This window comes from Planctomycetia bacterium (genome assembly GCA_016795155.1).
Classification (GTDB): Bacteria; Planctomycetota; Planctomycetia; order Gemmatales; family HRBIN36; genus JAEUIE01.
Map to the genome: position 1 here is coordinate 1 of JAEUIE010000017.1, position 14,567 is coordinate 14,567.

General features: G+C 49.5%; 14 protein-coding genes. 4 read left to right on the forward strand and 10 right to left on the reverse strand.

The window, feature by feature from the left end; all coding sequences use genetic code 11:
- Nucleotides 1–296 precede the first annotated feature (296 nt).
- Nucleotides 297–662: a hypothetical protein gene (locus JNJ77_07555; GenBank protein MBL8822425.1), complete on the forward strand. Its 366-nt coding sequence runs from the start codon at nt 297–299 to the stop codon at nt 660–662.
- A 153-nt stretch (nt 663–815) separates the two neighbouring features.
- Here the strand turns inward: JNJ77_07555 and JNJ77_07560 are convergent, their stop codons facing one another.
- The 10 genes from JNJ77_07560 to JNJ77_07605 all read right to left on the reverse strand — a co-directional run bounded on the left by JNJ77_07560 (nt 816) and on the right by JNJ77_07605 (nt 12,081).
- Entirely contained in the window at nt 816–3,989 is a 3,174-nt protein-coding gene (locus tag JNJ77_07560; GenBank protein ID MBL8822426.1) for a DEAD/DEAH box helicase, read from the reverse strand.
- Complete coding sequence (locus tag JNJ77_07565) at nt 3,986–4,780, reverse strand: hypothetical protein (GenBank protein MBL8822427.1); 795 nt, start codon at nt 4,778–4,780, stop codon at nt 3,986–3,988. The genes JNJ77_07560 and JNJ77_07565 overlap by 4 nt, the downstream gene beginning before the upstream one ends.
- Before the next feature lie 605 nt (nt 4,781–5,385).
- Entirely contained in the window at nt 5,386–5,790 is a 405-nt protein-coding gene (locus JNJ77_07570; GenBank protein ID MBL8822428.1) for a hypothetical protein, read from the reverse strand.
- A 55-nt stretch (nt 5,791–5,845) separates the two neighbouring features.
- A complete protein-coding gene (locus JNJ77_07575; protein MBL8822429.1) occupies nt 5,846–6,442 on the reverse strand; it encodes a hypothetical protein in 597 nt (198 codons plus the stop codon).
- Complete coding sequence (locus tag JNJ77_07580) at nt 6,439–7,998, reverse strand: recombinase family protein (GenBank protein MBL8822430.1); 1,560 nt, start codon at nt 7,996–7,998, stop codon at nt 6,439–6,441. The genes JNJ77_07575 and JNJ77_07580 overlap by 4 nt, the downstream gene beginning before the upstream one ends.
- A complete protein-coding gene (locus JNJ77_07585) occupies nt 7,995–8,453 on the reverse strand; it encodes a DUF2924 domain-containing protein (GenBank protein MBL8822431.1) in 459 nt (152 codons plus the stop codon). The genes JNJ77_07580 and JNJ77_07585 overlap by 4 nt, the downstream gene beginning before the upstream one ends.
- A gap of 199 nt (nt 8,454–8,652) precedes the next feature.
- The gene (locus tag JNJ77_07590) at nt 8,653–8,976 is read right to left on the reverse strand and encodes a hypothetical protein (protein ID MBL8822432.1); all 324 of its coding nucleotides are present in this window, start codon (nt 8,974–8,976) and stop codon (nt 8,653–8,655) included.
- Between the two features lie 252 nt (nt 8,977–9,228).
- On the reverse strand, nt 9,229–11,304 hold the full coding sequence (locus JNJ77_07595) for a DUF3854 domain-containing protein (GenBank protein ID MBL8822433.1): 2,076 nt from the start codon (nt 11,302–11,304) through the stop codon (nt 9,229–9,231).
- A 204-nt stretch (nt 11,305–11,508) separates the two neighbouring features.
- Nucleotides 11,509–11,835, reverse strand: coding sequence for a hypothetical protein (locus JNJ77_07600; GenBank protein MBL8822434.1), 327 nt, complete (start codon nt 11,833–11,835; stop codon nt 11,509–11,511).
- Nucleotides 11,836–11,871: 36 nt separating this feature from the next.
- Nucleotides 11,872–12,081: a hypothetical protein gene (locus tag JNJ77_07605; protein ID MBL8822435.1), complete on the reverse strand. Its 210-nt coding sequence runs from the start codon at nt 12,079–12,081 to the stop codon at nt 11,872–11,874.
- A gap of 677 nt (nt 12,082–12,758) precedes the next feature.
- Here JNJ77_07605 and JNJ77_07610 point away from each other — a divergent pair.
- From JNJ77_07610 to JNJ77_07620, 3 genes are all read left to right on the forward strand, one after another.
- Nucleotides 12,759–14,114, forward strand: coding sequence for a ParB N-terminal domain-containing protein (locus tag JNJ77_07610; protein ID MBL8822436.1), 1,356 nt, complete (start codon nt 12,759–12,761; stop codon nt 14,112–14,114).
- Between the two features lie 23 nt (nt 14,115–14,137).
- Complete coding sequence (locus tag JNJ77_07615) at nt 14,138–14,350, forward strand: hypothetical protein (protein MBL8822437.1); 213 nt, start codon at nt 14,138–14,140, stop codon at nt 14,348–14,350.
- A partial coding sequence (locus tag JNJ77_07620) for a hypothetical protein (protein MBL8822438.1) occupies nt 14,340–14,567 on the forward strand: 228 nt, incomplete at its 3' end. The genes JNJ77_07615 and JNJ77_07620, both read left to right, overlap by 11 nt.

Sequence of the window (14,567 nt, forward strand, 5' to 3'; positions counted from 1 at the left end):
AATGATTAAAGGATATAAAGCCTGCTTCATAAATGGTGTCTCGCGGTAGAAACCGAACTCTTAGCATTCTATCGCTAATCTCTTGTTCGCCATGTCTCTGTCTCCTGGTGCGTGCTGGCATCGTTGTGATGCTGGCTACGCAGGATGACAGTTAGAGCATGACCGGGGGAAAGGGAGGTGGTGTGGAGTGGAATGCAGTGAAATTCCACAGGAGAATCAATGTAAATGCGGATTTTTCTATCCGTCGTTTGCTTGTGCATTACAATGAGCATTGTGTTAAGATCGAGGCATCGTAAATGTCAAAAAAACAGTTTCGAGAGAAGGTAAAAGAGCTTCTTTCATCCTCCCATGACGTTAGCTTGGCAGATAAAGTCGATATTATCGAGCTTTGCATCACTGAAGCTCTAATTGACTCAGGATTTGAAGAAACCAATAAGCACAAACCTTGGACAGATTCTGAGCTAAAAGTTGTACTTCAACACGCACCTACAAAAGAGAATTGCATTACGTTAGCCATGGCGTTCAGGCGAGGTTACGGCAGTATCGAGCAAATTTACAGATGGGCTTCCCAACCTCTTTCGGAGATTGAAGCTACTCGACCAAATGATTCATTTGTCAAGCAGATAAAGCGCATTGCAAAAACTGTTGGTTGGCGTGCATAAAGCGTTTCAGTACTTCACTTATTTCGCCACACTTACCTTCAGTTGCTTTTTCGCCATGTCTCTGTCTCCTGGTGCGTGCTGGCATCACCATGATGCTGGCTACGCAGGATGACAGTTAGAGCATGGCCGGGCAAAGGGAGGTGGGAACCAGAATCAGTTCTCTACACCTTCGAAAATTCGCCATGCGCGGTAATATACACTGCCCTGAGGCCCAAGCGTTGCATTCCAATCTGTCTCAGTCATTCCGGTCAGTATTTTCCGAAGTTTTGGCAGTGATGATGATTCAGTCGCGCCAATCTTTATAGCAATTGGCGCTGCGGCGCGTCGCGGAACTCCTAGCAAACGTAGTGCTATAGCCCCATCTGAAGAAACCCCATAGAAGACTTGTGATGGAATATTAGAAACTTGCTTACGCACATCCTCTGGTAGATCTGATGCAGTGATTGCAAGAAGTGCATTGAGCCCCCATGATGATGTCTGAGTCAATTTGCCAAAGAGGTTTTGTCCACACTTAGTTAATGCACTTGTTTCATCTATTCCACTCTTCCGAAAATACCGATTTGCAATTGTTGTGACTTCTTCACCATTTACCCAATCCTTTAGAATTAACGCCAATTTATCGCCATCGGTTGCTGAACCTCCAAGAACTTCGTTCAGATTATCTCGCAATTCGGGGACACGTAGTAACACACCCATCATATCTTTAAGTGTCCCGTCACCTTTCCGAAACAAACGCTCGCGGTCCCACGATTCTGGGCCTAAGTCGCCACGATTTGAAAGTATGGTTTGTATGCTCTGCAGTGAGAAACCGGTACTGTCTACGAGCTTTAGGGGCTGCCGTGGTTTCGCCATGTAGGTGACATAATCATTAATTCCGGCTAGCAAACTGTTTGCAATCTGACTGTTTGAGTAACGAAGCTTTTCAAAGCCAAACGTACCTCGCAGTACTTGTTCAATCTGCTCTGAATAATTCGATGGTTGCCCCATCTGGCGATATGTGTGAACGAGATACTGGAGAAAGCCCGACCATTCAGGGTGTCTGTAGACAATAGCACCAAGGTCGGATAACTCATTACTTGCCGATTGTGCTAACTGAATGAGTGCCGAATTGAGATCTCCAGTATTTCGGTGGATGAACTCTTTGCGTTTAGATACTTCTTCTGCATCAGTGGCAACCAATGAGACTACGCCTAGTTTCGCTTGTGAAATCCGTCCGGCTCGACCTGCAATATTCCAGAAGTCTTCAGGAGGCATAGGTATTGAGCCACTTTTTGCTGGATATGAAGTCGCGGCCATGACAACGCCGCTCACAGGAAAGTTTACCCCTTGAGCAATGGTGGTGGTGGCAGCCAATACGTCAAGTTCTTCTTTCTCAAACAACCATTCCATGAGAATTTTGACTTCGTCCGGTAACCCACCGTGGTGAACTCCGATACGATGCTGAAGCAAGTCGACTAAGGGGAAGGATTCTCCCAACTCAGCAGCAACATATTCTTTTACGAAATTCACATTGTCAGTAAGCACTGTGGCTTTTTCGGACTTCAACTTTTCAGCTAACCCCCAAACATAATCGGGTCGACTATGCATCGCAATGACTGGTCCTCGGGACATCAGCTTTCGTGTCGCGATAGCAGCTAAAGTGCCGACATGTTTTGCCTTTGAAAGTGTTGGAGCTAAATTCTCATTCTTGCCAATTGATAGATGCTGACTAATGGCAATTGTCTGTCGAGAGGTATGAACCGTCTCAAACTCAAGGCGATAGTCACGGCTTCGGCTATTGAGTGGACCCATATCGACTGGAGAGACAATCCCAATTGCTCTATCGTTTGGTTGCCAGTCTATACCAATACTGATGTCATCCGAGTTTTGCCCACCGAGCCAACGAGCGACTTCTCGAGCATTTCTAATAAATGGAGTGAGAAGAAGGAATTGAGCGTTACGGCACTCTCGGTTAATTGTTGCAAGTAGTAATTCAAGCTTTAGACCTCGCTCTGTGTCCTGAATCGTATGTGCTTCATCAACTACGACTAGTGTAAGAGGGCGGCCTATTTCTTGTTCCCACCCTTGCCGTAGCATCAAATCAAATTTTTCTGGAGTGGAGACAAGAACACGAAATTGGGAGTCTACTTGTACCTCTTTGAGTACATTTGATTCAATGCTATCGATCTCCATTGCCGGGCTGACACGTTCAACATTAATATTGAGTGGTCCGAAATCGCGTCGCAATTGGCGAGTGACTTGATTTACGAGAGCTCTGCTCGGGGCTAGATATGCGACCCAGCCCTTTCGATCTTCAAATTGATTGAGCGCCTGAAGCATTCGGAATTGTGCGATAAGGGTTTTACCACTTGAGGTTGGTAAGCTAACAACAATCGCGCGACGACTTGAACCCAATAGTCCACGCTCTGCGAGAGTTTGACGTTGTGGTGGCAATACATCGAACAATGCTCGGTCGCCTCGCCCCCGATCAGTGATCTGACGGACAAAATCAGTTACACGTGAGTTTACTGCTCGAGTTACTGACCAGATCGAGTTATCTACCAATTGAGCAGCTGCTCTGGACATCAATCTCGACATGGCTTCCAGTTTAACTAAGCGTGCAGTTTCGCAAGCAGCAATAGCACGATCAAAATGCGAATCCAGGAGTTGCTGAACTTGATAGTTGCCGTCAACGACACCATCAGTAATGAAGTGGGCTAAAATATCGGCTGCTTTTGCTAAGTGATAAATTGCAATTAATTCGAGAGCGGATCGCTTTGCCTGGAGAGGTGCTTGTGACTTGAGGTATTTACTTTCAAATTGTTCTTGAGCAGTTCGAAGTGCTGCTACTCTATCTAAAATAATATCCCGATCACTCCAGCCATTCTTGCGTATCAGCCTTAGCCAAATGTCGGTAAGCGTGCCGTGGCAACGCTGGCCCCAGTCTGTGGAATTGATAGGTAGCTTAGGCCAGCTGTTAGTTTCATCGAGTAGTCGAAGCCAACGCGCAGCATCTGCTCCCCGATCCCCAAGTACAGCTAATGCTGCTGCACGCAATAGCTGTGTTCCAGCAACGAGGCTGTCTTCCGGATGTGGTAGAATCCGCAACAGCCGGAAGCAATCTGCAGCAGCTTTTCGTGACTGAGTTCGATGGTTTTTGTCATCGGAAAGGCGATAAGTCTCCAAATCCAAAACCGCAAGTTCCAATGCATCTGCAACTTGCTCGATTAAATCAGCATCGAAGGTAACGATGCCTCCATCAATCTCCCGGATCAATTGTATACGATCAGCTTCTGCGAGAGCTGCTCGTAATTTAACTTCGATGGAATTGAGTAACCAGTGACTCATGAGGTAACTCCTGCACGAATAGCGGCAGGAAGACTACTAATTGGCCATGGTAGGTAAAGAGCGATAAGACGACAGATAGTTCCGGACTTCAACAGTGATCCTAACTTGCGCCCCCTTCCTTTAAGATCTTTCTCATTCGCGGCCTGATCTCGAACAAGCACTCCAAAAAGTGCCACATCACACCGTTGCGAATTGAAATATCGTATAGAAGCTTCGTTAAAAGCAATTTCATGCCGAGTGCCCTTCACACGAGGCAGAAGCCAGTACAAAAGTTGACATATAATCCGTAAGTCGTTTGCAATAGCATCGATCTGATGTCCAATTCCGCCTGTACGTCCAGACATTACCTGTGGTGGCCATTTTTTTTCACTTGAGCATTTCACCTCACCAAATGCAAACCGGTGAGTCAATCCATCACGTTGAAGTCCTACGATGTCTGCACCTGGTAGTGAGGCAAATGGATTGCGTTTGTCTCGCTCTGTATTCCATGGGAATACAATATTGTGATTCTCTTCCAGTATCGCTTCAGCAATTGCTTCACCAGCCGCCCAATCACGATCTTCTGTTACTTCTGCTGCTAGAACTTCTTCCAGAGATGTTTGGCCCATGCCAGTAAGACTTAGTCCTCGGAGATGATTATGCATTTCTTCTCTGGCTGATGAATCGTCTAGTCTGGAAGCAACGCTTCCTGTTAAAAACTTACTGAAATCACTGTCATCCAATGCGCTATGCCCCACCCATGAAACGCTGCCATGACTCGAATTGTACACAATCTGTGATTTAAACGGCATATCTTACTTCCATCTATATCGGTTCAAATCGGAATAGTTGTTGAAAAGAATCACTTGCACCCTCGAGCGTTGGTACGCCAAAGTTAACTGTGTTTTTGATTTCAATGTTCAAATTAATAAGCAAAAAAGGTGGGATGTGTTTTTTATGATTGAGATGACGTTGTCATTGACGAACATTGGGTGACCTCACAGCTTGTCCTTCTGTCAAATTCACTACGGATAAGCTAACTGCTTGATCCTTTCTATGCAATCTTGATTTAACACTTATCGATCTAAGTGCAATCTCTCAAGATAACAGTTAATCAAACATCCCACCTCTCCCTCAGCTTCCCCCAATCCATCTCCAGACAAATCGGCTGCAGATGCTTCAGTTTGATGGGATCATGCCCACTGGTGGTCGACACACTGAGCGTCACTCAAATTCACTGTTTAGCAAGAGAAAGCTGTCAGTTCCTCTGCATGAGACGTCTATTTGAGCATTATTCGGGCATGCTGTGATCACCACAGCATGCCCGTTTCATGAGCGATATAGAACGATGCCTTACTGCACTCCATTAGAATAATTGTTAATGTGTATTCTCCAGAAAACTTTTGGTCTCATTAATTTACCCGATCGTGAACCCGCCTCCACGACAATACTGTATGAACTCTCTGATGTGGTTCTTACAGTCTGGCCCGGACAGCCACTTGATGTCGTCTTCCATTATTATGCTGCGGGTGAGGCGGAGAGAGCCGTCTGCCCCTCGGTGGTGTGCCAGTTCATCGGCGTCCGAGATATCGGAAAGTGCTCGCTCCAAAGCCGCTCCAAGTTGTTCGGCATCTGCTGCTGTAACAGTTTGGAAATCGTTGGACCAATAGCTGCCGTTCCAGTCGCTCTGCTGCGCCTCTTCTTCGGCGATAACAGTACCGGCTGGCTCCCAACCGTATCTCTCAGCGACGCTCAGCAGTCTGTGCCACCTGAAAAAGTCCCACCTGAAGTAGCCTGCCGGCCCTGTCAAATCCATACCCATTTGCAATACCTCCGTAAAAATAGAAAAGATGCAAAAGCAGAAAGAAGTTTTCTGCCTAGTGTGCATCCTGATGCTCAGCAGATACAAGTGTGCCTGACATACCTTGAATTGAATGGCTTCTTTCAGATTGCACATTCTCAAAATCCCGCTGAAGCGGGTGGAATGCCTGCGTGATAATAGAGCGGAGCGGATCATCGTTGGACTTACTATCGATGCTGCAGGAAGTAAAGTAAGGAGTAGTCTGCGTGCTGAAAAGTTCGTGATCGTCACTGAGAGCTAACCATCTCTCCCTCTGCTTCTCCCATTCCTTCACCAGACAAATTGACTGCAGATGCTTCAACTTGATCGGATCATGCCCAAGCGTGGTCTTGGGGAGGAATAAAATCGCTTCCTGAATATCTGGAGCCAGCAACAACAAGTTCATAATTTGGCTGATACGCGCACGACTTACATGCCCCAAACGTGCCAACTCGGCATAGTCCTTGACCACACCCGTTACTACCAACCGCTCGAGATGATGTGCCAATGCTATCAGCCGTGATATGCGAGGTATGCGACCTTCGGGAATTACAGGGGAAGGCATACGGGTAGTCATCACCCGTTGCCCCTTCCGATGCGTCTCAAACGATACATTCCACGTCTTGGCAATCATGCAGCGGTCTCCGTAAGAGTTTCGGTCAGCAGAGATTCGAGGCCAGTCGGATGGAAGTGCATGGTTACCTGTCCTGCTCTGCCATCGTAATCAATGCGGACGATGAGGAGTTGCAGGAGCTTCTGCTTCTCGACGACGTTCATGGCCTTCCAGAGTTCATCAAATCGGCTTAGCACCGAGGCCACCGATTCTGCCGTAATCGACCAATGGGCCAAGCGTGCCAGTTCATCGCGAATCTGGGCGAGCCGTGGCGTTTCGTGGGCGATCCGTTCCTGCACTTCGGCCAATCGGCTGGTTACTAGAGTGTTGACTTCACCTGCTTTGACCTGGCCTATCAGATTTCTGGTTTCCTGCTGCCAGCGCTTCAATTCTCGTTCCAGCAGTGCTTGTTCTGACTTGAGGGTTTGCCGATGTTCTTCATGGTGCTGGTGAATGATGGCGAGTACTTCAGTCTGTAATGCCGGGTCAGAGCCAATGCCCCGGATACGTTCGAGGACAAACTGTTCCATCTGGCCGGCGGGCACACTCTTGGAAGCGCATTTCTCCCAGCCCTGTTTCTGTGCTTTGGTGCAGGTGTAATAGCGATACTGGACTTTGCCGTTCTTGCAGCAGTAGGAAGGTGTCATGGCACATCCGCAGGGGACACATCGCAGCAAACCCTTCAATATCGAGCCATGGCGGTTCTTGATTTCCCGGCCACCATGGATGCCATTGCGTTCCAGTTGGGTCTGGACTCGCTGCCAGAGCACCTCATCAATGATGGCTTCGTGTTCACCAGCATAGACATTCTCCTTGTGACGTACCTGACCGAAGTAAAGCGGATTGGTGAGCAGATTCCATAAGCTGGTGCGGGTGAACTCCATGCCACCCTTGGCGATACCCATCCTGGTGGTGTATTGCTTGTTCCGCCAGCCACGCTGGTTCAGTTCTTGGACTACCGGAAGTAATGACCCATGCTCGGCATAGAGCCGGAAGATGGCACGCACGCGTGGTGCTTCTTCGTGGTTGATGATGAGCTTGTTGGTCACCGGGTCTGCATCGTAGCCGAGAATCGGCCTGCCACCTGACCATTTGCCCTTTTTGCGGGTGGCGGCGATCTTATCCCTCGTTCTCTCGGAAATTATTTCCCGTTCAAACTGGGCGAAGGACAACAGAATGTTGAGCGTCAATCGTCCCATGGAATGCGTCGTATTGAACTGCTGCGTCACACTCACGAAGCTAATGCCCTTGCGGTCAAAGATCTCCATCATGCGGGCAAAGTCGAGTAATGAACGGCTGAGGCGGTCTACTTTGTAAACAATGACACAGTCAATAAACCCGGCTTCAATGTCGGTGAGGAGTTGTCGCAGGGCAGGACGTTCCATGTTGCCACCGGTGAACCCACCATCGTCGTACTTGGCAGGCAAACACAGCCACCCCTCATGAGCCTGGCTTTTGATAAAGGCTTCGGCTGATTCCCGCTGTGCATCGAGCGAATTAAATTCCTGTTCCAAGCCTTCTTCGGTGCTCTTACGGGTGTAGATGGCACACCTTATTCTCTTGGGAGGTTTGTTCATGGTTTCCCTCCCCGCTTGATGCCGAAGAAGGCAAAGCCATTGAGGTGTTGGCCCGTGATGGCTTTGGCGACTGCAGTCAGTGTTGTGTAGGTGTTGCCATTCCAGATAAAGCCATCGGCCAGCACTTCGACATGTTGTTCAATGCCCTTGTAGGTTCTGGTGATGACTGCCCCGGGTGCTGGCAGTCGAATGTCCCGTTGCTGAGGAATGGGTAAGGTGGCTACTGGTGGCGGTGTCACCCGCAGGTCTTCCTCACGAGCCAGTTCCTTAGCCCTGGCCAGTGCCCGTTCCGAAAGCCCACCCATGGCCTGCGCCTGCAATCGCCAGGCAAGCCGTTTGGTCAGCCAATCTCTGTTATGGGCATTGGTGGGTTCGCCAAAGACCTCGGCATACATCTGCCGCAGGTCAGTTACCCGCAGGTGTGGCAACGATGCCAGTTTCTGCTTCAAGTCCATCATGCGTCTCCTTGTTCTCCAGAGGTGTTAACCGTCTTGGAGACACTGAGCAGAGTTTTCGCGGGAACAGCAAGGCAATCCTGCGTGGAATGCGGTAACTTCTGCCGGGTCAGAAGACGGTAGGTTATGCGCGCGAGGAGAGAAGTGAGAGCTTCGCATAGTGGATCAGTGGATCGAGTGTTGTGCATCGGTGGAGTCCTTACCATTGAGGCGGAGGGAACTGACTGGAGTACCACCAGCCGAAGCCAAGTTCTTCGCGGGTCCAGAGATAACACTTCGCCGGGTCGTGTGTGACGGTGCCATTAGTGGACAACATGTGCAGGCGGGACTTGCTGGGGCCGGGAATGAGCTTCGTAACCCTTTGGCGGGATTCCAGCTCTGTTCTGTCTTGTGCATCTGGGCATTGGCTTTGTCCATCGTACTCAGCAACACCGCCGCATTTATCGAGGAACTCCTCGGACTCTCGCGGGGTAAGTAGAGGGACTTGGGAGGTGACGGCCAGTGCTTCACTGGTAGGTGACACGTCATTTGCAGTATCCCACGAGCTATGGTTGGAAGCTGACAGTGGAGATAAAACCTTGGGCTTCGTCACCTCATCTAAGGCTGTGGCGGAATGTGCGAAATGCAAGGAATTTCTAGAGGTAGATGTGTATAATCGGGAACGCAGATTAGCGATGTAGTGACGGTAGTTGCGGTCATTTTCTTCTATCTCCATATGGCGATTATTCATGTCTTTTGCTCCTTAAAGGTTAGAAGAGAAGGATCGTCACCATCGTCATTTGAGTTGGTGGACGACTCGATCTGGGTTTGATCCAGCGGGCACATACATCCAGCCACGAGCAGTTCCACGATCCGACTTCCGTAGTTCAGGAATGTTCAATTGGCTCAGGTAACTCGACACGCGATTGGTTGGACGTTTCATTCCAGTAACGCGATTTACAACTTCTGCCATCCTTAGACTTGAGATGAACGCCGAATGCTTAAGCGGATCAAGCCCTTGCTCTTTCAGGAACTCTTGAATGCCGTCCTGCACCAACAGTTTTTCTTCTTCATCATCATCAATCCCTAACTGCCGTTCATGGATAACCCGTTGACATTCCTGGGGGGCAGAGAGACAAGACAGTACGAGTTTTTCCCATTCGCCCCACCGGGAGAATTTCTCCAGACGAAGTGGTGGCCTCTTTAACATGGTGATCAATCCGCCGATGATTTCCCAGCGATGCACCTCGATAAACTGCTGCGTATCACTTTCCCACGTTCCAGAGTTTTCAGGCCTTGCCAACTTAATTACGATGCAACGCTTCGCCATATCCTTGGACAAGTGAGCGCCATTGATCGTCAGACACCAGGTAAAGGTGTTAGGCAGTTGTCCTTCACCAACATAATTCTGCTTCCCCGAAATGGTCGAGGAAGTAATCATGGCTTCTAGTCCAGCCTGTGAGAAGTGATGACTTTTGATGTTATCGAGAAGAATGACACGCATCTCTCGCGCGCACGGTGACAAAAGTCTCGTCTTAAAGGCCGAAGCGCTTTCCTCTTGGCTGTACTCGATAAGTCCCCCGAACAGCTGAGCGGCCATGCGAACCAAGGTGGTCTTCCCGACTCCTCGTCCTTGTTCCTCATCATCATCTTGAGCTGTAATGAGAAAGGCCGGTCGTTGTCCCGGAGCGAGGCCGCTGACTAGTGTGAGAAGCAAGGCAAGCAGCAGATGGGCGTCAACCTCAGATGCGGGATTGAACTTCCCCAAGAACTCGAATAGTAGCCTTGTATTTGAATGGGTAATGGCGGGGTGACAGTAGTAGTGACGTGGCAGTGCCGGTTCATGGGGAAAGTTCGCCACTGCATCAAACGGTTCTGCTTGTTGTTGAAATGAGGCAAAGTACTGGCTTGGCGTGACCATTCCCTGGCCCTGACGCCAGATTACCGAGTTCTGATGGCCAGGCAGAATGGAAGCTGCCCACGCCATCAGATGGTCGGTATTATCCAGATAGAGTACCTCATTCTTGTGGCGAACAAACAATTGCTTACCAACCCGCTTGGGGTAACCGCCGGACAGACTGAAGAGCCGTTGTTGAAGCTGATTAACAGAGAGTCCTGTCACAATGGTTTTCTTTGAACCGTCTTCAGACGTAATCTCCTTGCGCATGAAATTTGTTAACTGCTTGGTGATGCTATCTGGCTTGGAAGGTGACACAGCCTGGGTGAGTAATTGCTTAAATGCCTCCGCGCCCTGTGCCACCAGGTAATCATCAATGCCTTGTTTTCTACCTTCCTCCTCTGGTGGTATCTGGACGATTTTGACGATGGCTCCCTGTGCTTTGAGTGCTGTAGCCAGTTGGTATTCTTCACGCTGCACAGCATGGTTGGTCGTGCGGTCTGAGTCAAAGACGATATAGACCTGTCGTTGTTTCCAAGGAAGTTCCGCTAGTGCAGGATGGAGTTCACGATTTCCAATCCTTTTACCATTAGAGTCTTTCTTTCGTGGGTTGCTCCAGCAGCTGACACCACCCAAACCAATGACGGTAAACCCGAGAATCGAAGCACAGAGTGCTTTCTTCTCCCCTTCAGTGATGGCAAGTGGAGTACTTGAATCGTGATAGGCTGGACGGCTAATCACTGGAAAGTAGACTTGAACCGGCTTTCCTTTGGGGCCGAGGTATTTGCTGGCTTTCCCCTTAGTGTTTATCGGTGGATGGGTGGGCTTAAGGCGACAGTAGTCAATCCGTCTACCGTGTGCATCGTGGTAGGGGATGAATAGACAAGAGCCAAGCTCCTGCACCCTCGAGATGCTCTTCCAATTGAGATAATTCTTGATGTGCTCGGGGTCCGTCAGCGTCCGCAGAGCATGCATTTGGGCAGCATCTTTCGAAATTCCTGAAAGTTGCAACTCTTGCAAATGGATTTGCGCTAATCGACAAGGTTCGATCAATGCGCTCGGGTTAAAAGGTTCTGTGATCATTCTGTTCTCACTGCGCGCACCCCGGACCGTAGCCTGTACGGCACCATGATGCACAGCATGGTCAATGTGATTCAGTTTCTGTGTTCAGTCACCTGATTAGGCGACTGATCGTTTAATCTTCAATTGCTGTGGGAGACCGTAGCGAATTTCAATTTCCTCTACGACACCATCACGCAGTTCATCCAGATGCTGAAAAAGCTCAATATGCGCCTGTTTCAATGTGTAATCCCTGAGGTGAACTTCCACGCGGGGATCATTATTGCCACCGATCCTGAGGTCTTGAATCACCGTGGGAGGTGGGTTGAAAACAGGTTCACCAGCCTTCACTTCCAGTCTCTGAATGCGGCAGAAGTTCATTTGCTGCATTAATTCCAGCAACCTTTTTCTAGCTGGGCTGAGACTGCTTTTAGTCAGTGATTTCATGGTTGGTCCCTATGTTCGAAGAGGTCATATACCACGCTAGTTGATTCCCATGGATGGGTGCAAATCTACAGCGTTACCACTGGAATCTGTCTTGCTATTATTGCTCCATTTCCCGTTGTTTTCTGAACCCGTAACTGAGTGCAATTCGGATGAATGACAGCCTATTTGATGATCGAGAACGAGTTCAAATCTGGAGTAGGAAACTTCTTCTTTCATGTCCGGCTTACGTGGTATGTGCAATTTCATGATTCCTCCTCATCAATGGATGCCAACTTGTAAAACTCTCAGCAGCCAAAAGGTTATCAAATAGGTTCGATAGCGCATAACCGTGTGCAAAACCGACGGTCGAGATAGTATCTGTTGAAATGGTGCGAGTTCAAATCTGCATGCAATGCGTCTATTACAAAGCATGCTTGACATACTCATCTCCCTGCGGATAGCGACCATCCGAAACTAGGTCGTATTTTCGTTGCAGGATTGTACGGGCGGAGAGCACAATCCCGATTGGTGATGCAGCCCAGCATGCCTGAAGTGATGGGATCATTCCAAACCGGTTAAGCATTTTTTGGGTCATTTATGGGAAATTCAGCCTGTTTCATTCAAAACAAACAAGGCGGCCTTGCCCAAGAAATGCGGCGAAAGTCTCACAAAAAAAACGATCCTTAAAAAAATGCCCCTTAATATCGAGACAGATATAGTCTGATTTGAAATTGCAGGAATCCTGCTAATACGAAATGACACGATATTGTAGTGACCACTTCTTGGCCTGTTGGCTGTACTGATAGGCCGGAAATAATCCGAAGTTGCACGCAAGCATATGGCTGGGGTACAATAATCTGTTAGGCCCAACAAACATTCATCTGTCGTCGCGTCCCTGCCAGAGCATCTGGGGTGATTCGAGGTAGACAACCTCGAGGTACCCCATGCACATCGAACTGCGTCCCCTGTCGATAATAACCCCGTATGCCAATAATCCCCGCGAAAACGACGCGGCCGTGGAGGCAGTCGCCCAGTCCTTGCAGGAGTTCGGCTGGCGACAGCCGATCGTCGTTGATGAGTCTGGGGTCATTATCGTTGGTCACACTCGTTACAAGGCAGCCTTGAAACTGGGCCTGAAGGAAGTGCCCGTTCATGTGGCAGTAGGTCTTTCTCCTGAAAAAGTACAGGCCTACCGCATCGCTGATAATAAAAGCAGTGATCTATCAGACTGGAATTATGATCTGCTGGCGGTGGAACTCGGTGACTTGCAGGAAAAACAGTATGACCTGGAATCCCTGGGATTCAGTCCCGAAGAACTAAATCGATGGCTAAACGGAGGTGCTACGGAAGGATTGACAGATCCGGATGAGATTCCCGCACCTCCCGATGCAGCGATCACGCAACCGGGTGATCTCTGGATACTGGGTAATCACCGGTTACTCTGCGGTGACTCGTCGTCAGAAACTGACGTAAATCGTTTGCTGGATGGAGCCTGCATTCATCTGGTGAACACCGATCCGCCGTACAACGTCAAAGTAGAACCCCGCAGCAACAATGCTATTGCTGCTGGCAATTCGAGCTTTGAAGCACCGAAGAATCGTACCCATCACCAGTCGTTCGATGTTTCTCGGCAGGGAGAAAAGCAGGCCACTCATAAAAAACTGCGCGCCAAGGACAGACCGCTAGCGAACGACTTTGTTTCCAATGAGGAGTTCGATGGCCTTCTGGAGGCGTGGTTTGGCCAGATCGCCCGAGTGCTGGAGCCGGGCAGAAGCTTCTATATCTGGGGCGGCTACGCCAACCTGGGCAACTATCCCGCACCACTCAAACGGCACGGATTGTACTTCAGTCAGGCAATAGTGTGGGACAAGCAGCATCCGGTGCTGACGCGCAAAGACATGATGGGCGCATTTGAGCTGGCGTTCTATGGCTGGAAAGAAGGCGCTGCCCACCAGTTCTTCGGGCCCAACAATGCCACTGACTTGTGGGCCATCAAGAAGGTTAACCCTCAGTCCATGGTCCACCTCACGGAGAAGCCAGTGGCACTGGCAGTTCGAGCCATGGAATATTCGAGCCAGCCCGGGGAGAACGTCCTCGATCTCTTCGGTGGGAGTGGTTCCACGCTCATAGCGGCAGCACAAGCGGGTCGCCAAGCCTATCTGATGGAACTCGATCCGCTCTATTGCGATGTCATCGTCCAGCGGTTCATCCAGTTTACCGGACTGGAAGTGCAATGCCTGGATTGCCAGGGCAATGTCACAGACCGTGGTGAAATGCTCAAGAGCAGGATGGCTGCGTAACCAAAATCCTGGGATCGTACACCATGGATCAGGATAGTACCAAATCGAAACTGCACCCTTCGTCCCTGTCTAAAGAGGATCTGGCTCAACTTTTATCCAAAATCGGTGGCCATTCGATTAACTTGGCCATGATTGACGCAGACCTGACTGCTGGTGCACCAGTCAATTCCGATGGCACTATGAATCTGGTCCACTATGCAGCCTGGTTACTCCTGGAGATGCATCGTGGCCCATGATCCACGTCTCATCAGGCCCACCGAACTCTGTCGCTTGCTGAACTCCACTCCCTTGGGTGAAGTCATTAAACAACGCCAGATGCAGGAACATCGCGTCCAGGCTGGCCTGCGGATCGGCACAAACAAACACGTTGATCTGTTGCGCTACACTGCCTGGCTGGTGCATCTGCGTCATGCCCCCAAGTCATCCTCTTCGCAAGACCATCATCCCGTAGTT